This window comes from Methylocystis iwaonis (assembly GCF_027925385.1).
Taxonomy (GTDB): Bacteria; Pseudomonadota; Alphaproteobacteria; order Rhizobiales; family Beijerinckiaceae; genus Methylocystis; species Methylocystis iwaonis.
In genome coordinates, this window is record NZ_AP027143.1 from 23,604 (window position 1) to 46,564 (window position 22,961).

Genomic DNA, 22,961 nt, shown 5'->3' on the forward strand with positions numbered 1-22,961 from the left:
AAACAAGGCGGCGCCGACCGCTAGTGGGGGGCGAAGCAATGAAACGCGGTGTGTCGCAATTCTGCGACGATTTTTCGCACCGATCCGCAATGCAAGGTGGCCTCCTACGGCGCGCGGAGCGTCGACGTCTGCGCTGGAGCGGCGTGCATCTCGCTGAGAAAGCGCTTATACTCGTTTCTTCTTCTTTCCCCGGAGACCTTCGATGGAGGGGCGGATCCCACATACGCACACGGATTTGGTGCGCTCGGTCGTCCAGAATGAGATCGCGCCGGCGACGTCGGCGATCGCCGCGAGCTGGCGCCGCTCGATGACGGTATACGGGCTCGACCCCGGTCAGAGCCGCGCGCCAGATGTCCTCACTGAAGCCGAGCTGCGCCAGGCGCGCGAAGAGCTGGAGCCCCTGGCGCGGGTCGCACAAGCCCCGATCGATCGGCTGTTCGGCGCCGTCGCCGAGCTTGGTTGCTGCGTGCTGCTGACCAACAAGGATGGCGTGCCGATCGAAGGGCGCGGCGCCGACGAGGCTGTCTTTCAAGGTTGGGGTCTGCGGCTCGGGGCGATGTGGAGCGAGGCGCGCGAGGGCACGAATGGCATCGGCACTTGCCTCGCGGAAGCCCGCGCGCTCACGATTCATCGCGACCAGCACTTCCGCGCCCGTCATACCGGCTTGAGCTGCACCGTCACGCCCATTTACGATCATCAAGGCCGGCTTGCCGCTGCTCTGGACGTTTCCTGCGGCCGGGAAATCAAATCCGAGGGGCTGATCGGCCTCGTCGCGGTGGCCCTGGCCGATGCCGCGCGAGCGATCGAAGCTTTGAATTTCCGCCAGTTCTTCGCCGACGCCCGCATTGTCTTGTCGCCGAGCGCCGGCCGGAACGGGGCCTCGCTGCTCGCGGTGGATCGTCACGACCTCATTATCGGCGCGACCCGGTCAGCGCGACTGGAGCTCGATATTTCCGACGCCCGCATCGCCGCGCAGCTACCGGCCGTCGATCTCCTCTTGCCGACGGGCGTCGGTGGGGAGGCGGAGCTTGTCGACGCCGAGCGCGGCGCGGTCCGCAGAGCGCTCGCCCGCGCCGAAGGTAATGTCTCGGCCGCGGCCAAGCTGCTCGGCGTCAGCCGAGCGACGCTGCACCGTAAGATGAACAAGCTCGGAGTTTCGAATACACACTGAGAAATTCCCGAAAACTGGGAATATGACTGCTCTTGGGGGGCCAGCTCTCGAGTGCGTTCGGGTTCGAAAATTGACGCGCCCGAGTGTCGCAAAATTGCGACAGACGGCGCTGAGGCTTTTCGTCCGACGCTAGCGGATGAAGCTCTATAGGTAGAATTTCCTCGGGCGACGCCGGAGAACGGCGCGTGATAATCCGAGGAAACCCCCATGAACAAACCAGCCTTCATCCGTTCGATTCAACCCAAATTCAAAGAGCATTACGGGAACTTTATTGGTGGCCGATGGGTCGAGTCGGCGAATGGCCGACATTTCCAGAATCCGTCGCCGGTCAACGGGCAAATCCTCTGCGAAATCCCGCGATCTGACGCAGCGGACATAGAGCTGGCGCTCGACGCCGCCCATGCGGCAAAAGACTCCTGGGGCAGAACCAGCGTCGCCGAACGCGCGCGCGTTCTGAACCGGATCGCCGACCGCATGGAGCAGAATCTCACGATCCTTGCCGAAGCCGAGAGCTGGGACAACGGTAAGCCGATCCGAGAAACCACCAAAGCCGACGTGCCGCTGGCGATCGATCACTTTCGCTATTTCGCCTCGGCAATACGCGCGCAGGAAGGGGGCCTTTCGGAGATCGATCAGGATACTATCGCCTATCATTTTCACGAGCCGCTCGGGGTCGTCGGTCAGATTATCCCTTGGAATTTCCCGCTATTGATGGCGGCTTGGAAGCTCGCCCCTGCGCTCGCGGCCGGCAATTGCGTCGTCCTCAAGCCGGCGGAGGTGACGCCACTTTCCATTTTGATCTGGGCGGAGCTCGTCGCCGACCTATTGCCGCCGGGCGTCGTGAATATCGTCAATGGCTTTGGCGTCGAGGCCGGTAAGCCGCTTGCATCTTCCAAACGGATCGCCAAGATCGCCTTCACCGGCGAGACGTCGACGGGCCGGCTAATCGCCGGCTATGCGGCCGATAGTCTGATCCCCGCGACCCTGGAGCTCGGCGGCAAGTCGCCCAATATTTTCTTTGCCGATGTGATGGCCGAGGACGACGCTTTCCTCGACAAGGCGTTGGAAGGCTTCGTCATGTTCGCGTTGAACCAGGGCGAGATATGCACCTGTCCTAGCCGCGCGCTCGTGCAGCGGAACATCTATGACGCCTTCATGGAAAAGGCCCTGAAGCGCGTGGGCGCGATTGTGCAGGGCGATCCGCTCGACGAGAAGACGATGGTCGGCGCGCAGGCCTCTCGCGAACAGATGGACAAGATCCTCTCCTATATCGACATCGGCCGGAAGGAAGGCGCTGAACTACTGATCGGCGGCGGCAAGGCGGAGCTGCCAGGCGATCTCGCGGGCGGCAATTACGTGCAGCCGACAGTGCTGCGCGGCCACAACAAGATGCGCATTTTCCAGGAAGAGATTTTCGGTCCGGTCCTTTCCGTCACGGTGTTCGACACCGACGAGGAAGCAGTGGAGATCGCCAATGACACGATCTTCGGCCTCGGCGCCGGCGTCTGGACACGCAACGTCAACCGCGCTTATCACATGGGCCGCGCCATTCAGGCCGGGCGCGTGTGGACCAATTGCTACCACGCCTATCCTGCCCATGCGGCCTTCGGCGGATACAAGCAATCGGGCGTAGGCCGCGAGAACCATCACATGATGCTCGGTCACTACCAGCAGACGAAGAACCTGCTGGTCTCCTACAATCCGAACAAGGTTGGTTTCTTCTAGAACCCGTCACGGATTTGGCGCGCGCCGCGTGGGTGCAGATGGAGCCGCTGCGTTCGGGCAAGCTAACGATCCCGGGCGCAGCGGCAAGGATAACGGCGAGGATAATTGGCGTTTCATGGAGGCCGTGCTTTCGCCTGTTCGAAGAAGCGGGTGCGCGATTTTGGGGTAGCACTGATGCTCGCTGAGTTTTCCTGCACTATCGGATTAGTATCCTCGCGACCGGGGTGACGAGCGTGTAAACAGAGGGCTGGAAACCACAAGGATGAGCGGCTGCACGCAAGCCGGGGACATGATCCCTCGTCAGCTATGATCGCGAGGGGGCGCGAACCAATCCCATGCAGCCAGGCAACCACTCGCGCGAAATGGCGTTACCTTGTCATGCTCCCAACCGCGTTGTTGAGGCCTAGCCCATGCGAAACGTCTTGCTCGACGGGACCAATTTGCGTCTATCGAGGATCGGATTTGGCACAGGTCGGCTTTTTAGCCTGCGCTCCATAGGCTCGACGTCCGCGCGTCATCGTCTTCTCACGGCGGCCTATGATTCGGGAATCACGCATTTCGACACGGCGCCCTCTTATGGAAGCGGCATCGCGGAGAGCGACTTGCGAGCAATCCTGGCTTCGCATCCAGACGCGACGGTTGCGACGAAAGTTGGGATTTACACAGCAGGGGGTGAAGATCAGACGCCCATTTCTGTAGCCCTTCGGAAAGGCGTAGGAAAAATCTTACCATCCCTTTGCAAGAAGACCGTGGATTGGAGTGTCGATCGAGCGCGAAGATCCCTCGACGGAAGCTTAAGGCGGCTGGGTAGGGAGCGTGTCGATCTCTATCTGCTGCACGAACCTCACGCCCATCTGCTGGCCGCCGACGAGTGGCTTCAGTGGCTCGAATGCGAGCGGGATCGCGTGGCGAATTTCGGAATTGCATGTGAAGCGGGACGGCTTGCGCCATTTCTTGCCAGCGAGTCGCCGCTCGCCAAGATCGTACAATGTAGCGACAGCGTCGAGGGCCGCGAAGCAGACGTCTTGATCCAAGCCGGCCGCCCCCTTCAGCTCACCTTCGGCTATTTTTCTGAAGCGAAGCGTCATCCGAATTTTTGCGCGGAAAAAGCGCTCGCAGGCGCGCTGCGACGAAATTCCGCCGGATGCATCCTCGTATCGACAGGGCGGCCGGAGCGAATTGGCGGTCTCGTGAGCGCCGTCGATAAGCACGACGCGACCGCGGCGGTCGCGTGCGCCTCTTAGAGCGCATTGCGCAAAAGGTGCTAGGCTTTTGCGAAAGGTATGCGCTCCACGTTTTTTAATCTGCGCGCTTTCTCATCGCTCGCATGATCCCATGCGAGCGAAAACGCGCTGGAGAGTGTCGCGATGATCCAAAATCTCATGACATCAAGCGCGGACCAAAAGTTGGAGGCTGACGTCGCCATTATCGGCGGAGGCACGGTCGGTCTCGTTATCGCCGTTCTCCTTAGTCGAAAAGGCTTGCGCGTCGTCGTCGTCGAGTCGGGTCAAGAACAGCAGACGGAAGACAGGCACCCTCTCAATGAGGTCATCCAAACTGGGGCTATTTATAAGGGCGCCGAGGAAGGACGATTCCGTTGCCTCGGGGGCTCCTCCACCAGATGGGGCGGCGCCCTGATCCCTTTCTTGCCACAGGACGCCGATCCCATCGCGGGTTGGGACGCCATATGGCCCGTCGGCGTGGAAGCCTTCACCCGCTACCAGGGCGACGTCGAACAAATGTTTGGCGTCAGTGAGGGCCCATACGACGCGCCCGAAGTGGTTGGCCATAAGGAGGCCGCTCAGCTCGATTTCATACCCCGCCTTGCCAAGGCTATACCGGTCTCCAATCGAAACACGGCGAATCTTTTGCGTAAGGAGCTCGAACGCGAAAGCGGTCCGCAGATATGGCTCGGCGCCACAGTCAGTGATTTCTCTCTCGACTCTGGCGGACGCATGGAAACCGTTTGCGCGAGGAGTTTGAATGGCCGGCTCCTTTCCGTGAAAGCGCGGGAAGTTGTCGTCGCCGCCGGCGCCATCGAGAGCACGCGCATTCTCCTCCTTTTGGACCGGCGCTACGGGCACAGAATCTTTGCCCCCGACAACATCCTCGGCCGTTTTTTCCATGACCATCTCGCGGCGCCGACGGCCCGAATACAGGTCTCTGACGATCGGGCTTTGAACAGGACCGCGGGAATCCGCTTCGAAGAAAAGATGCTCAGATTTCTTCGTTTCGAGCCGAACCCGAAATTACGCAAAAGGCTTGGCTCGTGCACCGGTTTCGCGCATATTTCCTTTGCCTCTCATTCGCAAAACGGTTTGGACGCCTTACGTGGAATCGTCGGCGCGCGACAAGAGGGACGATTTCCTTCCACGAGCGATTTATTGCTTCTGGCGTCCCAATTGCCCTGGTTTGCCCGCGCAGTCTGGTGGCGCGTGGCGGAGAAACGCCTACTCTATCCGCCAGGCGCGACTCACCAACTCGAGATGGTTATCGAGCAGACCCCCCTCGCGAGAAACCGGATCACACTTTCCTCCGAGCGAGGGGATTTCTTTGGGAATCCTCTCGCCGAGATAGATTGGCGTCCAAGTGACGAAGACGCCCGTAACGCCGCCAGATTGACCGAACATTTCGTGCGCTTCTGGGAGGCAAGCGCACTCGCCTCGGTCGCCACTTTCGAGATCAAGCCACAAGCGACGATTCTCGAAGAGCTGGCGTCGGGAGGAGGCGTCTATCACCCTGGAGGCTCGACCAGGATGGGAAAAAGTCCAACTACCGGCGTGGTCGATAAAAACCTCCAAACATTCGCCATCCCGAATCTGAGCGTCCTCTCAACGTCGGCTTTTCCCACCGGCGGAGGCGCAAACCCGACGATGATGTTACTGATGGCGGCGTTTCGGCTTGCCGATCGGCTTACGCCGCGGCTGCTCAAAACAGGCAGAACATACTGCTTAGAATCTTGAGCGCGATCGCACGTCGAGATCAACCGGACGTCTACATCTCGCAGGTCCAAAATCGCGGAGGCCAATGGGTCTGCGGCTTCGTTTCTTCTCGCATAAAGCGTCGTATTAGGAGGCTTTCTCAGACGAGCCCGCGCCGGCAAGTTGGGCCGGCGTCCCAACTAAAACTCTCTCCTTGCCCTCGGCAAAATCGCTGCCGTGGATCGACGGCGCAAAATGTTCGTCAGTAGAAGCCGCCGAGCGTTCTTTTCGAGTGGGCAAAAGCCGCCACAGCCATTTATTGAAGGGCTTTTCGACGGAAAAGTGGAATGCGAGAGCAAAAGAGACCGCGGCTGCAATCGAGCCCGCGTGCCAAAGCAAGATTGCTGGTCGGGGCAGTCCGACGAATAGCCCGCCAATCTTACCGAGAGCTGAAAGCACGAGCCAGTGGCTGAGATACAGCACGTACGAGCTATCTCCCATCACCCGCAGGAAGCGCGTCGTCAAAGACGTTTGTGACGCCCATCTCTCGAGCCCAATCGAGCCTGTGATGAAGAAAAACCCCATTGTTCCGCAGCCGAATACGCGCAGCAAAGAAGGACCGGGGCTTCGCCAACGCTCGAGCGCCGCCCCCACAACAACATAAAGTGCGACGGCCAACAAAATCTGAGCAACTGGCGCGCGCGGAGCGACGCTTCGATGAAAGCGGTAGGCCAACGCTCCGAACAAAAATTCCACGTAATAGAGGCTCAACAATTGCCCGTTGACGAGGTCGATTCCAGCCAAATACAGAGCTATGCAGACCGCAGATAAAGAGGCGATCCAGGCAACGAGGCGTCTCGAGCCATTGAACATCAAAATCAGCGCCACGCTACAATAAAATATCATTTCCTGGATAAGCGTCCAGGCGACGCCGAGCACCGGCGCTTTATATTGGGGAATGAGAGACAGCGATAAGGCAATTCTTTGAATGTCCGCCGCTCTATCTCCCGAGAGTCCGCCAACATTGAAATTCTTGTTCAATGCATAGGCGGCAACCACGAGAAGCGAGAAAAACCAATACATCGGGTATATTCTAGCGACCCTCCTGGAAACATATAGCCTAAATTGTGCCTCCTTCCCACTCATGACAAGCATACACATTATAAAGCCGCTGAGGCAGAAAAAAATATCCACCCCAAAATCAAGGTGCCTGAACGGGAACAGGTAGTGTTCTTGCATGTATTCAAAGCTGTCGGATCGCCAGTACGTATCTTCGAAGTTCTTTATAGAAAGATGTGAATGCCAGACAACGATCATGAATGCGGCGAAAGCCCGCAATATCTGGATCGATACGAATTCTGAATGGCTACTCGCGGTCGAAGCGCGTGGGCCCATGATGCTCTAACCTTCTTTTGACTCTCTTCGCTGTCAAACGCGACGGAGTGGGGCGGCCCCAATGGGCAGATCGCGGCTATCTTGCGATTCATCGAGTGAGCGGTTTTGGGCGATGGCGCTATCCGCAGAACGACGGCGTCAGGGAAGGTAATTGGAAAGTCCGGAAACGGTCAATTGAACGCATGTGCAGGCTTACTTAGTCCAAAAGTTCAACCCATAAGCTGCATAATCAGCGATCGTTCGATTGAGTGGCATGCGTGGGAGCGCTCGGCAACATCCTAAACCCTCGATCGCGTCGCCTGCTGCTCGGGAAATACCCTCTGGAGTTAACTCTAAGTAGACGCGCGACAAATCTTTTGTGTCGGAGCCCGACCACAAAATGGCTGCTATGTTGTTGTCGGTTCTAAACGACACAGTGAGCGAATAGATTGAGAGCCTTTCACGCGACTTTTGAAAGCACTCGAACAAAATACTGCCGCGCTTCAACACGCGTTCTCATTGGAGTCGCCGGCGTCTTATTCCTTGGTTGCGTGGCGGACAGCGGCGGCTATGCGGCCGAAAGGAGAGTATCCCCCTCCGGAGGGGATGACACCTTGGCGGTCAGAACCGCGATCATCGCGTCAGCCTTTGGCGATGTAATTATCTTTTCTCCGGGGCTATTTCACCTTGGCGAAATCGCCCTCAAATCGGGCGTTACATTTCAAGGAGAGAACGCAATCCTGAGCGCGACGAGCTCGAGCCCAATCTTTACCGCGGATCCAAACGACAGCCACGACATCAGGATCGATTCTTTCTGCTTCTTGGGCAGCGGCGCCAATCCAATGCGGGGCGTGATCAGACTGTTTGGGAATGCGTCGCCCGATTCCGTGTCGAACATCGAGATTTCGAACTCGACGTTTCGACATAACGGACTGACCTTCAATTTCCTGAAACGCGCGCGGATATCGGGCAACCGGTTCGAGGACGTCGCCGCAGGCGGCTCCGGCGTCTACGGGTATAATCTCGATAATTCGTCGATCGACCACAACGTCTTCAAAAATGTTTATCAGGGAATGAGCATCGTACTCGGTGACGTCGAGAATCAGGGACGGAACATTATCGTCTCGGATAATGTCGGACTGGGGATTTCCCGTATGGGAATCGAGATCCAGGGAAAGGCTCCGCCACGACCCGGAGAAAGTCGGAATCTTCTCGTTCAAGGCAATCGCTTCTCGACCTGGAACAATCCGGCCGCTGACACAATCGGATATTCGATCGTCACCGACGGTGGAGTAGGGACAAAGGTAATCGGCAATTATGTGCAAACGACACTGCGGACCGGCATTGGAATTGAGATTTCCGGCGAGAATGCAGTTGCGGAGCGAAATTATGTCGACGGATTTGAAGTGGGGATTACGGCCTATTCCGCCGGCGACGTCATAACGGGCAATACTATCATCAACAGCGCCCATCGCCCGGCGTCCACATTCGGGCGCAGCGACGTAACGGTCTCCAACAATGATACTGTCAAGGTCGAAAACCAGGCGCCGTTCGAACCAGACGACCCCGGGGATCGGCGCTGCATTATCCAGCCTTCCGAGCATCATTAAGCACAGCCATCCGTGAGATTGGAAAGTGACCATGGAAGGACCTTCCGCCGCGACTGTTGATGACGCGCAGGGCGAACAGAAGGCGACGGCGCTCGACTTTGCGCGTCTGAGAAAAGCGCCCAGCGGGTTACTTCATTTCATCAAAATCATGTCGGCCATTGCCGAACAAGCTATTTTCGCCGGCACGAACTTCATGCTGACCGTTTTGCTCGTGCGCTGGATGCCGATCGATCACGTGGGCGTCTACAGCTTCTGCTATTCCCTGATTATCGTTACCTGTATGCTATTCGAAGCGCTCGTGTCTGAGCCAATTCCGATCCTCGGGCCCGCCAGATACGCAAATCGCCTGCGCTGCTATACGGGAGCGGTCGTCGTCCTGCATTTTGCTACGTCGGTGTTAGCATCTTTGGCGCTTCTGGCGGCGGGATCGATTTTTCACGATCGCGGATCCCCCCTCATTGCGGAGACGATGGTGGGGGCCATCATTGCGGCGCCGCTGCTGTTCCTGCGACCGATGACGCAACAGTTGTGTTACACGCATTCCTATAACGGATTGTTTGCGCTTGGCGGAGTGGCTTACGCCATCTTGGCGCCGGCATTTCTGTTCGTTCTGCACATCGCCGGCGTTCTGAGGCCGTCTTACGCCATTATCTCGATCGGGGGAGCGATGGCTCTTCCCTGCCTGTTTATTATGGTCGTATTTCTTCGTCCCGATTTAAGGCTCGCGCGCGTCGGGTCGATGATCCGCGAGGTGTTGCGCGACCATTGGCGCTATGGGCGCTGGGCCATTATCGCTCAGACGAACCACTGGCTCGGCGGCAATATTTTCCACTTGGTGGGACCGTCGATGATCGGCCTCGAGGCAACTGCAGCCGTCCGCGCTATTTTCAACATGATCTTGCCGGTAAATCTTGCGACGGCGGCGACTTTATCGGCGGCCGCGCCAACGCTTGCGAGGTACCATTCGGCCAACCAGCGCGATCGATACCGAAGAACGCTCGGGCTTTTCGCCGGCACAGTTTTGAGCGGGACCGCCGTCTACGCGTTCCTGTTTTCTTTCGTTGGCATGCAAGCCATTCACTATTGTTATAGAGGCGCGTTCGACAAGCTCGTTAGCCCGTCGCTGATCGTGTGGCTTTGTGTCATCCCGGTGCTTTCCGTTTTGAACGCAATCGTGGAGCTCAACTTACGCCTCAACGGCAAGATGAAATCCATAGCCCTTTCTAAATTTGCTTGGACGGCGTCAACGATGACGATCGGCATAGCCGCATGCGCGGCATTTGGATTGTTGGGCGTCTTCATCGGTTGGGCGCTGAGTAGCGTAATTCTTCTCAGCCGCAACATATGGTGTTCCTACCGGTTATCGAAGCGTGCGTCTGATGCGCAAGGTCACAGGGACTAGGAGGATTGGATGCTCAATTTTGCCCTGGCCCTGGTCCTGGCGGGAAACCTGATCCTGGGATTTAGCTTCATGCAGATCAGGCTGCCGGGGCTCGGCATCCCCCTTGGGGAAACTGTTCTGATTTTGGGCTTGCTGGGATCGAATGTGGTGAGCTCATTGCTCGAGATGAGGTCGGTGATCCGACTGTTCCCCCTCGTCGCGTGGTGGTGTTATGCGATCGGTTGGGCGGTGTTTTTTACGCCCGAATACGGATTGTGGGCGTTGCGCGACGCGTCCCAAGCGATCGACTCGCTTTATCTGATCGTAGGATATTCGTTTGCGTCGCAACAGCAAGCCTTGGAACGGTTGTTCCGCTGGCTTCCGGCAGCGCTTGTTGTCGCTGTCGCCTATGCCAGCGTCGGCTATATTTTTAGAACCGAAATTATAGCGGCGTCGCCTCAGATCGTATCGGAGCATGGTGAGGCGGTTCCCATATTCGGCCTGTTCAACACGGGGGACGTCGTCATCTTTTGGGCGGCGGCCTGTCTCATCATAAGATTTCCCGGTGCGCCTTGGGCCGCCTTGCTGGCGGGCGCGCTGGCTTCTTATATCATTGTCGTTTTCCAAAATCGCACCGCCTATATGCAGCTCGCCGCGCTCGTGTTGCTAATGTGGTTCCTGCGTAGATCGGCGATACGACCGCTTTTATCTTTTGCGCCTCTTTTGGTTGCTGCGCTGGCGGCGATCGAAGTCCTGGAGTTGCACGTTCCGGGGCGCCTGACGAGCCAGGTTTCTCTTTCGTTTTTCGTCGATCACATTGCTGCGATGGTCGGAATCTCGGACGGGAGCAACGACGCGATATCCGCCGCCGCTTCGGGCGTGGATCAGCGCATGCAATGGTGGACCGACCTGATCGAGCGAGTTACGGCGGATTCCACGACGTTTCTCACCGGTCTGGGGTTCGGGTTCCCGCTGATCTCATTTGGAAATGTCGCGGGAATTCAGGTGCGAGAGCCACATAATTCTATGATGTCTGTTTTTTCTCGATGCGGCCTGATCGGATTTGCCGTCTGGTTCTGGATGCATGCTGAGCTCTTTTACGCCGCCCTGAAAGCATTTTTTCGCGCAGGAGCCTATTTGCCTTCCCGCCTCTGGCAGGATCGGATCTTTGTGATGTTAGCCTTTGTCGTGCTCGTTCTTATGGGCTCGTTAGGCGAAGACAATCTGGAAAAGCCCTATTTTGCGATCCCATACTACTTCCTCTGGGGCGTCATTTTGCGCGGAGCGTTTACGCTGGGCTCATTCCGTAAAAATTGTGGGTCAAACTGCATCACCTCGCCGGCGAACGTCGGCGTATCGCCTTCCGGCGGCTCTTTGTCTTCTGCGACAGGAGGGTGAGGGCGCGCCGGTAGGAATCGCGTCTACCGCCTCGATCGCGCGGAAGGACTGTGGTGAGGTATCACCGGGCCATTTCTGTTTCGGCCTTGGTCGTCATACCGCACGACAAGCCCTACTGAGAGCTGGCTTATGCGTCGCTCGTCCGTGGCAATAGCCGGCCCGTTTGCCGTCTGCAGCCGGAAGGCTGAGAAATTGCTCCGATCCGTCTTGTCTAGGCCGACGAGGAGAGCGGGCGGATGAAGGAAGCTGCACTAAACCAGAATTAAAGAGATAAGGCGCCGTGAGGCTCTTGAGACTACCGTGGCCGTCGAGGCGCGCTCCACAAGAAATGTGCTTCTTGTAATCTTGGTTGCCTATTGACAAGCGGACAGCAATAAGAGACATGGAACTATGCGGCAGTTTTACCAGATAAAGGACTTTTTGCGCGCTTTTCGTGCGCACGCGGTCATTTGTCTAATTGTGCTGCAAGCGGTCGCCTTTCTTTTCGCGCCCGTCAGCCGGAGCCACGTCCAGAACGATATTCCCGGGGTTTCGCTCGCTTTGGTTGGCGCAATTTGCGGGGACGACGCGCCTCATGGCGATCCAGCGCATTCTACTCACGATTGCCAGTGTGTGCTTTGTGCGGGCGCCGGACGCGACCATTGGAACGTGACGCCTGCGTTGCTCGCGGCTGTGGCGATCTTACTGACGCCGGATCTAGAAGAATCGTCGGCGGCGTCGAGTTCGCAAGAGTCTCCGTCGCTACCATCCCGACGTTTCCTCATACCGCTGTCTCGCGGGCCCCCGACCTCCCTCTCCTAATACTTCCACGCCGGGCGATTTAGATTCGCTCGGCCATCTTCTCGCACTGTTTTTGCGCACGTCGCGAACAGGAGGCGAAGCTATGTACATTTTTCGGGTGTTGGCGCTGTTTGTGGCGGTTTCTGCGCCTCTTGGCGTCGCGCGAGCCGCGCAGGACGATCGAGGCGACAAGCAGCAGGTCGCAATTCGTTTCTCATTGGCGGCTGGAGGCAATCCGGTCCGATGCGGGCAAGACATTCCTGGCCTCGGAACCGGCGGCCGCTCTGCGCAGCTCCGTGATGCGAGACTCTATATCTCGGCTGCCGCGCTCATCGACGCCGCCGGGCGCGAGGTTCCCATCGAATTGGACCAGAATGATTGGCAGTACGCAAACGTCGCTTTGCTGGATTTCGAGGACAAGACCGGCAAATGCGTCGGCAATGCCGACATATACGACACGATCAAGGGGCTGGCGCCGAAAGGACGCTATCGCGGCGTCAGCTTCGTCGTCGGCGTTCCAAGCGTCGTAAGGGATAAAGAGGGAAAGGACATCTTTCTCAATCACTCGAACTTCGCGACGGCGCCGGCGCCTCTCGACATTCAGGCGATGGCCTGGAATTGGCAGGCCGGGCGTAAGTTCATCAAGGTCGAAGTCGATCCGGAGGGAGGCGTGACGCGCCCTCCGATCACGCCCAAGCTTGCGCCGGGCAGTGCGGACGGCGCTACGGCGAGCGCCATTGGCGCTCCCGCAATGGCCGATGCGGCGAAGCCGGCGCCTGCGAAGGTCAACGCCGATGGCACAGTCACCGTATCGACCTGGATGCTGCATTTAGGCTCGACTGGGTGTCGTGGCGACGCGGTAAAAGGCGAGATCACCTCTTGCGCCAGCGCCAATCGAATTCCGGTAAAATTTGCGTCATTCGACCCGGCCCGACAACGCGTGGTTTTAGATTTGGCGGCCTTGTTCTCCGGCATCGATCTCGGCCAAGACAAGGGCTTCTCGACGGGATGCATGAGCGGCCCCGCCGACCCCGAATGTGGGCCGATGTTCGAGAATTTGGCGCTTCGGCTCAAAGAAACCGCCCTTGACGCGAACGACGCCGGTAAACCATCCGGCGCGGTCACGAAAATTTTCCGTGTGGAGGCCGCGAAATGACTCATCGTCGTCTTGCCATCCTTCTGACGGCTTTCACGCTGATCTCTCCCGCAGCTCATGGAGGAGCGGACCAAAACGAGTCTGCATGGCGCTGGTCCTTGCCGGATTTCTTGCCGCCGCCTCGCGTCCCGACGGACAATCCAATGTCGGAGTCCCGCTTCCAGCTCGGGCGCAAGCTGTTTTACGACACACGGCTGTCGGGAAACGGGAAGGAAAGCTGCGCCTCGTGCCATTTGCAGCGTCTCGCGTTCACAGACGGGCGCAAGCTCGGCGTGGGCGCCACGGGCCAGAACACGCCGCGCAATGCGCCGAGCATTGCAAACGTGTCCTGGCGCGCGACGCTTACCTGGGCCAACCCGGCAATGGTCACGCTGGAGCGACAGATGGAAGCCCCGCTCTTTGGCGAAGACCCGATCGAAATGGGCGTCAACGACAAGAACCGGAAGGAAATTCTTTCGCGCTTTGCAAATGACGCAACCTATCGCCAAGATTTCGCAGCGGCTTTCCCCGGTGAAGCGGAGCCGCTCACCTTTGGAAACATCATCAAAGCGATCGCCGTATTCGAACGCGGCGCTGTGTCAGCGAATTCGAAATACGACCTCTACCTCCAAGGAAAGGCGACGCTGACCCCCGAGGAAATCCGCGGCAAGGATCTGTTTTTCGGAGAGAAAGCCGAGTGCCATCACTGCCATGGGAGCGTCAATTTCGACGATCAGTTTTATCACGCCAAATCCCGTGGCGTCGAAACGCCGTTCCACAATACAGGGCTATATAATCTCGACAAGGACGGGTCATATCCAGCGCCCAATCGCGGCGTTTACGAGAACACTCACAAGCCAGAAGATATGGGGACATTCCGCGCGCCCAGTCTGCGGAACATCGCCGTGACAGCGCCTTACATGCACGACGGAAGCGTTGCAACTCTCGAGGATGCTGTCGAGATCTATGCCGCCGGCGGGCGGAACCTGAAGGAAGGCCCCTTGGCCGGCGATGGACGCCACAATCCAAACAAGAGCGCGCTGATCGTTCCGATTGATCTCAGCGAGCAAGAGAAATCCGATCTCATCGCGTTTTTGAAAACGCTTACGGATGAGTCTTTCCTCTCGTCACCGCGTTTCAGCGATCCGTGGAACGGCGCCTCGCCCTCGATCGGCGTCTCGGTCGTTACTCCGCCTCATTGAGAACTTCTGAGGAATTCGGTCCGTGGCTAACAAGATTCGCCTGACGCGCGGCGTTTTTGCTTCACTCGCGTTGGCGCAGCATCATCTGCCGCGCGGGACTTGTCCCTAGAGCGCATTCTGATTCCATGCGAGCGGAAAGCGCGCTAGGCGGGTCCCCCTCGAGTCCTGGCGTTGGGCAAAAGCAAGGAATCGCGGAGGTCCATGCTTCTTCGCATCTTCCTATTAACAGTCGTCTTTTGGCAGGTGATTGGCGCATCGGCGACTTTTGTCGTGCGGGGTCATGGCCCGCGCATGGAGGGCCAAATCTGCCGGATTGGCGCCTCGCCTGGACCGCCTCTGAACCCTATCGAATCTCCCTATGCGTGCGATTGCAACTTTTTCTGTGGCGCTTGCGGGGATCTGCAGCCGTTCCTGCACGCCCAAGATCACGCGGCCTACATAGGCGGCTCTTCGACAGAGATCGGCGCGAGTCCTTGGGGCTGCGATGATCTATCGCCCCTGCATTCGCGCCGCCAAAGGGCGCGCGCTCCGCCCGTCTAATCTCCTTTCGCTTCTATCTTCAGTGGCTTGGGTCTCGGTCATTGCGTTTGAATTAATGCGTTGCAACGCCCCCCTCATTAACGAGGCCGGCGCCCGGAACGCGTTCGCGCGCTAGGCCGCGCTCAACGGCCAGATTGGACGTCGAGCCTTCAATAGAGGGCCGCCGGAATGCACGCGACCTCACCCTTTCCCCAACCGGAGCGCAACAGCGCCCACAACACCGCGAGGTGCTCATGCGCCATTCATCCACCCTCGAGCGCTTGTTTCGCAATCACCATCGCGCGCTCACAAGCCGAGCGAAACGTCTGATCGGCGCACACGAAGCCGAGGACATCGTCCAAGAGGCTTATCTAAAAATGCTCGAAAAGGGAGATTGGGAAAATGTAACCAACGTCCGGAGCTATCTATCGAAGACCGCCTCGAACATCGCAATCGATTGGCTTCGCCGGGAGAGGGCGCGCAGCAAGTCCATCGCCAACGACGTAGCATTCACACAATTGGCGAGTGGCGAGGCGTCTGTTGCCGTCGCCTCGATCGAATCGGACCCGATGTTTCACTTGAGAATGATCCTCGGCCATCTGCCGCCGGATTGCCTCAGAATCTTCCTCCTAAGCCGGGTTCTCGGGCACAGCCACGCCGAGGTGGCGAAAGAAACCGGCCTGTCCGTTCGAACTGTCTATCGCTGTATCAATCGCGTACTCGAGCTTCTGGATGTCGATTCTAGCAAAGCTGAAGGCCAGTTGGCGCAACGGTCCCGGGAACCCAGCCGACCTTCAATTGGCGCCCATAAGAAAAAACTAATTCAGAAGAGTCCGATTTGTCCGGCGCCGATCGTCTTACCTAACGGGCCTCCCAATTCGGAGCCTCGTCCGATCAAAGTCGGACAAATTCACACTAGGAGAAACGCTATGAAAATTCGCATTGCCAAGCGCGTCGAGCTCAATGTCATCGGTCGCGCCAGCGCCCGTTGCGCGTCGACCTGCGCGATGACGAACGGCTAACCAACTGCCGAGGCCTTGCGTCGATCCCAGCCGGGATCGACGCAAGCGCCTACAAAAGACGCAGAAAGGATAGAGCTACATGCGCATCGGCCTCAATTTCACGCTCGGCGACACATATGATATGGTGAAGCGATTGCTCGCTGAAGGTCATATCGACTACTGCGAGTTCCTGATCGACAATTTTTTCTGCGTCGACCCTGCGGAAATTGCCGGCGCTTTTGATTGCCCTGTCGGCTTCCACGTGATGTATTCGCGTTTTCTGGAAAGCGACGAGGCGACGCTCGTCGAATTCGCGAAGAGATTACGCGATTACATAGACGCCGCTGATCCGATCTACGTCTCGGATCATATTTTGCGGTTTTCGCATGACGGCAGGCAATTTTTTCATTTAGGAGAAATTGACTATTTTGCAGAGTATGATTTCGTGCGCGATCGGGCGCTGCGCTGGCAGGAACTGGTAGGCCAGAAAATTCATTTCGAAAATTATCCCTCCATCATGGATGGCGGCCTCGAAGCGCCTCGCTTTTTCGAACGCCTCATCGACGACACCGGCGCAGGCGTGCTCTTCGACGCCTCCAACGCGATCTGTTCCCATCGTAATTGCGGGACTCCCCTAGAGTCATGGCGACGCGTCATCGGTTCAGCCGAGCATTTTCACGTCGCCGGATACAGGCAATCTCTGATCGAGCCATATATCGCATTGGATACTCACGCCGAGGCGCTGGCGGCGGACACTTTGAGCTTCCTGCGGGATTACAGGTCGGTCTTCGATAAATCGGGCGCGACGATCACTTACGAGCGCGACGACGAGATCGAGTTCGACGCCATCGTCGAGGATCTCAAAGAGATAAGAAAAATATTCGCCGAACCGATGGAAGGTCATAGGAATGAACTTGTCTTATCCGCCCACGAGAGCTGATCGCGATCTCTACCCCGCGCTCATGTCGATCGAAGAGAGCGAAAACTTCCCGCGAGATCATAAGTCATTCGTGCGCATCGACACGAGCCTTCGCGTCTACTGGCACACGCTGTTCGATATATGTCCGGATTTACTGACTCTCTCGGGCCCGGATGGGATGGCGATCTTTCGACCCTTTATGGCGTGGGCCGCGCGCCGGCGTCTGGCCTTCGACTGGTCGTTTTATCTCTGGGTATATGTGTGGCTGCAAGAGTCGGAATTCAGGGATCGGTTGGATCGAGACGGGCTGCTTCAAACGATCATGGGCGCCTCTGCAGCGCGCTGGGCGATCCTCGATCGCAGCAAGGACTGTGGAATTGTGATCGGCTGCGCCGACACAAGCGATCTCGTGGTGGGCTGGAAATGCCACAGCATCCGGGGTGGGCGGCAAATCGAGCTCATCGAGCCCGAGGAAGCGCTGCCGCCGCCAGCCAATACGTTCGGGTATTTTACGCAGCCCGATTTCGAGCTCGGCGGATTTCCCGGATGGCAAGGCTTGTCGAGATGATCGACACGGTGTTCTGGCGTGGATATTCGATGCTCGCGGCGAGCGCCTGCGCTGCATCTGTGACCATGCAGATCGACCTTGCTATGATCGCCAGATCGGGAGGGCGCGTTGCGGGCGCCTTCGCCGTTCTCATGCGTATGACCTTGCTGGATGTGGCTTTGACGATCGCCTTGGCCTCCGTCGCCGGGATTGCCGCCGCTCATGCGACAGACCGTGACCATCTCGGTAGCGTCGTCGGGCAGTTATGCGTTCTTGTCACAGCGGTTGGCGTCGTCACGAGCGCTCTCGGCTTCTTTGCTTATCCGCCCCTGTTGGCGCAGTTGATAGGGACGGAGGAAGCGGCGCCTTTGATCGGCCAGCCCATCTTTTGGCTCGTCGCCGGCACGCCCTTGCGAATGCTCGCGAATGCACAAGGTTTTGTGCTGCATGCCTTCGGGCAGGGCTCGGTGGCGTTCCGTTCGAAACTTGCCGAGGCCCCGTCGAAGTTTATTCTCAATTTCCTCCTCATGGACGCGCTCGGATTCGATCTAGCAGGGTGCATGATCGCCGGCTTCGTCATCGCAGCCGCTTCGTCCTTGTGGCTTTGGCTTCGTTTGCGGGAGCTCGGCGCGTGGTCGTTCGATTGGCCAGAGCGCGCCTTTGCGCGATGGTTTCTCTGGACGACGTTTTGGGAATCCCATCGTATCTTGTCGCCTCAAGCGGCAATGCTCCTCGCCCTGGCTCTGTTCTCCTCCACGCGATTTAGCGGCTACGGCGTCGATCGTCTCGACGCCTTCGCGGCGGGGCAAGCCTTCATGTTGTTTGTTCTCAGCCCGATGCCCGTCTTGACGCGTTTCCTTGCCCTGCGTTTAACAGCCGTCGCGCCTCAGAAACAGTCACCCGCGCTGATCAAATTGGCGCAATCCGGCGCGCCGATCGTTTCGATCATCGCAATTTCTCTGTTCATTGGCCGCGACTGGATTGGCGACTCCCTATACCATCAGCACGGATCCTGGTGGTCGACGTTTATCGCCGTCTTGTCTCTGTCACTTCCCATTCGATATTTTGGCTGCGTGTCGAGGGGAGCGATGCTCGCGCGTGGCCGGTTTCCCGAGCTAGCCATGATCGATGCGTTTGCGCAATGGCTCCTCACGCCGCTGTTTCTGTTTCTCGGCCTTTCCGCTGATGCTCCGTGGTTGGCTTATCTTTCGCTCATCATTCCGGAAGTCGCTTGCGTCTGCTTGATTCCGGTTGCGCTCTGTCGATCGCGCAACAGCGCTTCCCTCTCACCGCTTCCATCCGAAGGGCCTATTCGATGATCCGACAGAGAGTGCCTGTGTTGATCGTAGGTGCGGGATACGCTGGCCTATCCGCCGCGACCCTGCTGGCCTGGCGGGGAGTTCAATGCATGCTGGTCGAACGGCGCGAGTCGACATCGAGGCTTCCAAAAGCGCATGGATTGAACAGGCGAAGCATGGAAGTGCTGAGGGTCGTCGAAGGTCTGGAAGAAGCGTTGCATTCTGCGAGCAGCGCTCCTGCAAACGACTCCACGCTCATCATCGCCGAGCGGGTCGTCGGGCCTGCAATCGCAACGCTGGTCACCAAGAACGCGCTCGACTTGACTCTCGTGTCGCCCGCGAAGGTATGCACTGCCGGTCAGGATCGCGTCGAGCCTGTGCTGTTGCGCTATGCCGAGGAACACGGCGCCGATGTCAATTTTTCGACCACTCTTGTCGAGTTTCGCGCGATGAGCGAAGGCGTCGAAGCAGTCCTTCGCGACGAAAGGACTGGCGCCGAAAGGATCGTGTTTGCTGATTATCTCATCGCCGCTGACGGTGCTGAAGGGGCGATCCGAGAAGTCGCCGGCGTGAAGATGGACGGACCTGGCGTGCTAGCGCATACAGTCTCAATTCTTTTCGAAGCCGATCTGGCGTCGGTTTTGCCGAGCCGCGGGCTTGTGCTTTATTATCTCCGGCATCCGTCCTTCAGTGGCTCTATCGTTACCTGCGACGACCCAAATCTGTTCCAACTCAACGTCGAATATGACCCCGCCTTCGACAAGGCTTCGGATTTTGACTTGGACCGTTGCGCCCAATTTGTGAGGGACGCGGTCGGCCTGAGCGATCTTGAATTCGAGATACGCGACATTTGGCCGTGGAAGATGTCCGCCTTGATGGCGGACCGTATGTCGTTCGGCCGTGTATTGCTTGCCGGGGATTGCGCACATGTCATGCCGCCGGTGGGAGGATTAGGCGGGCAAACGGCGATACAGGACGCCGCCGACCTTGCGTGGAAGCTCGCCTTGGTGATCAAAGGGCACGCTGCTCCGACTCTGGTCGAGACCTACGAGCCCGAGCGTCGGCCGGTCGCGCGTATCGCCATTGCGCGGCAGATCGCCAATTACGTCGAACGTCTTTTGCCGGACCGGCAGGAGTTGCGCATTCCAGCCGACGAATATGACATGCTCTCGACCTCGATCGGGTATCGCTATCGCTCCAGCGCCATCATCTCGGAGTCGGACGATAGTGGAAAGGCGGTAGAAAACCCGCTGGAGGCGAGCGGCGCGCCCGGAACCCGTCTTCCGCACGTCTGGTTGGTCCGTGGCGGAGAGCGACTCTCCTCTCACGATCTGATCGGCCGTCATTTCGTTTTGTTTGCGGGTCCTGAAGGCAAATGCTGGGCCGAGGCTGCGGAGGAAATCTCCAAGTCGGAACCGCCGCTTTCGTGCTACCGGCTGTCCAGCGACATAGCCGATCCTGCCGATCAGTTTCTCTCACGCTTGGGATTGTCTTCAAGCGGCGCGGTTCTGGTGCGCCCGGATGGCTATATTGCGTGGCGGTCGCGCGAGGGCCAGCGGCGAGCGCATTCGGTTCTGGAAAGCGCTTTTGCGCGTGTGCGCGGCATGAGGTCTATGACGCAATCACACCAAGCCGAGGCTGAATCGCTGTTCGAAACGGGGCTATGAGTTAGCACCCACGAGGAACAACCAGGGTGTCGAACTCATGAGCTAAGAAGCAGGCGCACGCCGAGCGTCCTCGACCGGCTTTTGTTTCTAGCATCGGGTACCCCAATATGTGGAGGATGGACATGTCGCGGAGTGTCGGCGTCTCTGAAAGCCCATTCGCTTCGCAGCGGATAGCGGTCGACCAGAAACGGGTCGAGACGCTGCAGCTTCCCTATCGGGATTTCAGAGAGCTGTCTTTAGCTGGGGAGAATTGGCGGAAGTTGCCTTTAGAGGCGCGTCGCCAGTTCAGAAGCTATTATTTCTTCAATCCCCCAAAATGGCGGGTGTGGGCGCGGCGGCTGGGGTCGGCCGAACGCATGGAGCCCAGCTTCGCTTCAATCGGCGCAGTGCGTTCGGGCACGTCATTTCTATCGTCGTATATATTCCAGCATCCCCATGTGGTGCTCCCGCTTTCCAAGGAAATATCCTTTACAGAAACCATGAGAGACCTCATGGCGCATTTTCCCACTCTGGCCGAGCAACATGCCGCCGAACGGCGGTATGGCGGCGCGATCACAGGCTATTGCACGCCGGTGATGCCTAATCCGCTTTGGATATTCCTTGCCAAGTCGATGTTTCCGAATTTGCGAATCGTCTGCGTGCTGCGGGATCCGGTCGAACGCGCGTTTTCTCATTGGCGCTGGGACCAAAAGCGATTTGTAGAGCGAAAAAAGCTTGACCCGCATTGGAAGGGATTTCCCACGTTCGAAACGCTCATTCGGACAGAACAAGAGACAATCCGTGCCGGGGGCATGGAGGTCCATGCCTTTTCAGGGGCGCGCGCTGGCTATTTGAGGCACGGCATCTATGCGCCGTTTCTTCGTTTGCTGGCGGAGCAGTTCGGGCGCGAACGCATTTTCGTCGTTGACGCCGCCGAACTCTTCCGCGATCCGGGCGGTGTTACGAAACGGATCTACGGATTCCTTGGCCTTCCGCAGATCGAGCCGCTTATTATCGACGAGCAAAACTCGGGTCCATCAGGAGTGCTTCCCGACGCGCTGCGCTCGGAACTGACGGAATTCTTCCGCCCCTATAATGAAGCGACGTATGAATTCGTCGGAAAAGATTTCGGTTGGGGAACAGCTTATACGGGGTCCGAGTGATTGGTGCGGCGCATTCCCGACGCTCGCGCAGCGAGCGATCGGGAATGACAAGCGCCAATGCGAGTTATTCAAACGGGAATGGTGGCAGATGTTCTGGGAGAACCCAGCCTAATCTCAGGGCGCGCGTATTGTTCATTCCGGCGACGTTAGGCGGTGTCCGGCCTGGGGAGTGTCTGTGTGATCGACGATAGAGGAAATCCTCACGCAACTGCAATGCAGCCAATGAGCAGCCCCGCGCATCAGCGCACACAGAATATTCAGTGGCAGCCGACGATGGTCGACAAGGCCAGGCGGGCCACTCAGAAAAGCCAGAAGCCTGTTGTCTTGTGGTTTACCGGACTTTCCGGAGCCGGCAAGACCACGCTCGCCAGTCTTGTCGAAAAACATTTGTACGAGAAAGGGAAACATACTTACCTGCTCGACGGCGATAACCTCCGTCACGGGCTCAGCAATGACCTTGGCTTTACCGATGCCGATCGCGTGGAGAATATCCGACGCGTCGCCGAAGTCGCCAAACTGATGGTAGACGCTGGTCTCATCGTGCTCGTTTCCCTAATTTCCCCATTCCGTTTCGAGCGACGTCTGGCCCGCGAAATCATGGCTCAGGGCGAATTTGTGGAAATTTTTGTGGATACGCCGCTCGAAGAATGCGTGAGGCGCGACTCCAAGGGCTTATATAAGCGTGCAATGTCCGGTGAGATCCAGAATTTTACCGGGGTTTCGTCGCCTTACGAGGAGCCCGAGAGCCCTGAGCTCCACATTCGGACCGTTGGTTGTGATCCCTTCGAGCTCGCACGCCGCGTCGAAGATTACGTGGACCTGCATATTCGCTAGACGAGACGTCTCTGTCCCCGACCGGACGCCCATGACGTCATTCTGGTCGACACCGCGCCGGACGAGCTTCTTCGCCGCCTGAAGGTGGGAAGGTCTATGTCCCAAGAGGGCCCGGCGGGCGACGCCAGCTCGAACGGCCGGGAATCGCCGCGTGAACAAGCTTCGGGTCCTCATTGTGGACGACGAGCGCAGACGGGCCTCGAGACCGTCCCTGACCGCGAATGGCTACGAGGCGCCGGAAGCGGCAAGCGGCGATGAAGCTCTGACGCAGGTTTCCGAGAGCATGGGCGTTCGGCCTGTGCGCCGTTTTCGCGCGTAACGCCGGCGAATTCGCCTT

The 22,961-nt window shown here is 58.2% G+C and carries 16 protein-coding genes and 1 pseudogene; 16 read left to right on the top strand and 1 reads right to left on the bottom strand.

Translation table 11 applies throughout. The annotated features are described in order from the left end of the window. The first annotated feature begins 202 nt into the window (after window positions 1-202). The 4 genes from QMG84_RS17910 to QMG84_RS17925 all read left to right on the top strand — a co-directional run bounded on the left by QMG84_RS17910 (window position 203) and on the right by QMG84_RS17925 (window position 5,859). Complete coding sequence (locus tag QMG84_RS17910; RefSeq protein ID WP_281932306.1) at window positions 203-1,171, top strand: helix-turn-helix domain-containing protein; 969 nt, start codon at window positions 203-205, stop codon at window positions 1,169-1,171. A 207-nt stretch (window positions 1,172-1,378) separates the two neighbouring features. After that, window positions 1,379-2,896 (top strand): acetaldehyde dehydrogenase ExaC, encoded by a 1,518-nt coding sequence (gene exaC, locus QMG84_RS17915; protein WP_281932308.1) that lies wholly within the window; start codon window positions 1,379-1,381, stop codon window positions 2,894-2,896. A gap of 410 nt (window positions 2,897-3,306) precedes the next feature. After that, window positions 3,307-4,140 (top strand): aldo/keto reductase, encoded by an 834-nt coding sequence (locus QMG84_RS17920; RefSeq protein WP_281932309.1) that lies wholly within the window; start codon window positions 3,307-3,309, stop codon window positions 4,138-4,140. A gap of 123 nt (window positions 4,141-4,263) precedes the next feature. Then, window positions 4,264-5,859, top strand: coding sequence for an FAD-dependent oxidoreductase (locus QMG84_RS17925; RefSeq protein ID WP_281932311.1), 1,596 nt, complete (start codon window positions 4,264-4,266; stop codon window positions 5,857-5,859). Between the two features lie 105 nt (window positions 5,860-5,964). Here QMG84_RS17925 and QMG84_RS17930 read toward each other — a convergent pair whose 3' ends face one another. Beyond that, entirely contained in the window at window positions 5,965-7,212 is a 1,248-nt protein-coding gene (locus QMG84_RS17930; RefSeq protein ID WP_350356522.1) for an acyltransferase family protein, read from the bottom strand. Between the two features lie 593 nt (window positions 7,213-7,805). On the opposite strand from QMG84_RS17930, the gene QMG84_RS17935 reads away from it, so the two are divergent. The 12 genes and pseudogenes from QMG84_RS17935 to cysC all read left to right on the top strand — a co-directional run. After that, entirely contained in the window at window positions 7,806-8,801 is a 996-nt protein-coding gene (locus QMG84_RS17935; protein ID WP_281932313.1) for a NosD domain-containing protein, read from the top strand. A 31-nt stretch (window positions 8,802-8,832) separates the two neighbouring features. After that, window positions 8,833-10,203 carry a lipopolysaccharide biosynthesis protein gene (locus tag QMG84_RS17940; RefSeq protein WP_281932315.1) on the top strand — a complete coding sequence of 457 codons (1,371 nt, stop codon included), beginning with the start codon at window positions 8,833-8,835 and terminating at the stop codon, window positions 10,201-10,203. Window positions 10,204-10,212: 9 nt separating this feature from the next. Further along, entirely contained in the window at window positions 10,213-11,580 is a 1,368-nt protein-coding gene (locus tag QMG84_RS17945; protein WP_281932317.1) for a hypothetical protein, read from the top strand. A gap of 883 nt (window positions 11,581-12,463) precedes the next feature. After that, entirely contained in the window at window positions 12,464-13,516 is a 1,053-nt protein-coding gene (locus QMG84_RS17950; protein WP_281932319.1) for an MbnP family copper-binding protein, read from the top strand. After that, on the top strand, window positions 13,513-14,697 hold the full coding sequence (locus QMG84_RS17955; protein ID WP_281932321.1) for a methanobactin export MATE transporter MbnM: 1,185 nt from the start codon (window positions 13,513-13,515) through the stop codon (window positions 14,695-14,697). Before QMG84_RS17950 ends, QMG84_RS17955 begins: the two co-directional genes overlap by 4 nt. A 773-nt stretch (window positions 14,698-15,470) precedes the next feature. After that, on the top strand, window positions 15,471-16,238 hold the full coding sequence (locus QMG84_RS17960) for a methanobactin precursor domain-containing sigma factor (protein ID WP_281932323.1): 768 nt from the start codon (window positions 15,471-15,473) through the stop codon (window positions 16,236-16,238). Window positions 16,239-16,317: 79 nt separating this feature from the next. Then, a complete protein-coding gene (gene mbnB / locus QMG84_RS17965; RefSeq protein ID WP_281932324.1) occupies window positions 16,318-17,157 on the top strand; it encodes a methanobactin biosynthesis protein MbnB in 840 nt (279 codons plus the stop codon). Next, window positions 17,126-17,704: a methanobactin biosynthesis protein MbnC gene (mbnC, locus tag QMG84_RS17970; RefSeq protein ID WP_281932326.1), complete on the top strand. Its 579-nt coding sequence runs from the start codon at window positions 17,126-17,128 to the stop codon at window positions 17,702-17,704. Before mbnB ends, mbnC begins: the two co-directional genes overlap by 32 nt. Before the next feature lie 65 nt (window positions 17,705-17,769). Continuing rightward, window positions 17,770-19,002, top strand: a complete 1,233-nt coding sequence (mbnM, locus tag QMG84_RS17975) for a methanobactin export MATE transporter MbnM (protein ID WP_350356527.1) — start codon at window positions 17,770-17,772, stop codon at window positions 19,000-19,002. Next, complete coding sequence (mbnF, locus tag QMG84_RS17980; RefSeq protein ID WP_281932328.1) at window positions 18,999-20,648, top strand: methanobactin biosynthesis FAD monooxygenase MbnF; 1,650 nt, start codon at window positions 18,999-19,001, stop codon at window positions 20,646-20,648. Before mbnM ends, mbnF begins: the two co-directional genes overlap by 4 nt. 122 nt (window positions 20,649-20,770) lie before the next feature. Continuing rightward, entirely contained in the window at window positions 20,771-21,790 is a 1,020-nt protein-coding gene (locus tag QMG84_RS17985; protein WP_281932330.1) for a sulfotransferase family protein, read from the top strand. A 240-nt stretch (window positions 21,791-22,030) separates the two neighbouring features. After that, window positions 22,031-22,624 (top strand): annotated as a pseudogene (gene cysC, locus QMG84_RS17990) (adenylyl-sulfate kinase); the annotation flags it as partial. Between the last annotated feature and the right edge of the window lie 337 nt (window positions 22,625-22,961).

Coding starts and splice junctions, on each gene's coding strand:
- QMG84_RS17925 (WP_281932311.1), top strand. CDS start 4,264: ATGATCCAAAATCTCATGACATCAAGCGCGGACCAAAAGTTGGAGGCT.
- mbnM (WP_350356527.1), top strand. CDS start 17,770: ATGCAGATCGACCTTGCTATGATCGCCAGATCGGGAGGGCGCGTTGCG.
- exaC (WP_281932308.1), top strand. CDS start 1,379: ATGAACAAACCAGCCTTCATCCGTTCGATTCAACCCAAATTCAAAGAG.
- mbnB (WP_281932324.1), top strand. CDS start 16,318: ATGCGCATCGGCCTCAATTTCACGCTCGGCGACACATATGATATGGTG.
- QMG84_RS17940 (WP_281932315.1), top strand. CDS start 8,833: ATGGAAGGACCTTCCGCCGCGACTGTTGATGACGCGCAGGGCGAACAG.
- QMG84_RS17920 (WP_281932309.1), top strand. CDS start 3,307: ATGCGAAACGTCTTGCTCGACGGGACCAATTTGCGTCTATCGAGGATC.
- QMG84_RS17945 (WP_281932317.1), top strand. CDS start 10,213: ATGCTCAATTTTGCCCTGGCCCTGGTCCTGGCGGGAAACCTGATCCTG.
- QMG84_RS17950 (WP_281932319.1), top strand. CDS start 12,464: ATGTACATTTTTCGGGTGTTGGCGCTGTTTGTGGCGGTTTCTGCGCCT.
- QMG84_RS17930 (WP_350356522.1), bottom strand. CDS start 7,212: ATGGGCCCACGCGCTTCGACCGCGAGTAGCCATTCAGAATTCGTATCG.
- mbnF (WP_281932328.1), top strand. CDS start 18,999: ATGATCCGACAGAGAGTGCCTGTGTTGATCGTAGGTGCGGGATACGCT.
- mbnC (WP_281932326.1), top strand. CDS start 17,126: ATGAACTTGTCTTATCCGCCCACGAGAGCTGATCGCGATCTCTACCCC.
- QMG84_RS17955 (WP_281932321.1), top strand. CDS start 13,513: ATGACTCATCGTCGTCTTGCCATCCTTCTGACGGCTTTCACGCTGATC.
- QMG84_RS17960 (WP_281932323.1), top strand. CDS start 15,471: ATGCGCCATTCATCCACCCTCGAGCGCTTGTTTCGCAATCACCATCGC.
- QMG84_RS17910 (WP_281932306.1), top strand. CDS start 203: ATGGAGGGGCGGATCCCACATACGCACACGGATTTGGTGCGCTCGGTC.
- QMG84_RS17985 (WP_281932330.1), top strand. CDS start 20,771: ATGTCGCGGAGTGTCGGCGTCTCTGAAAGCCCATTCGCTTCGCAGCGG.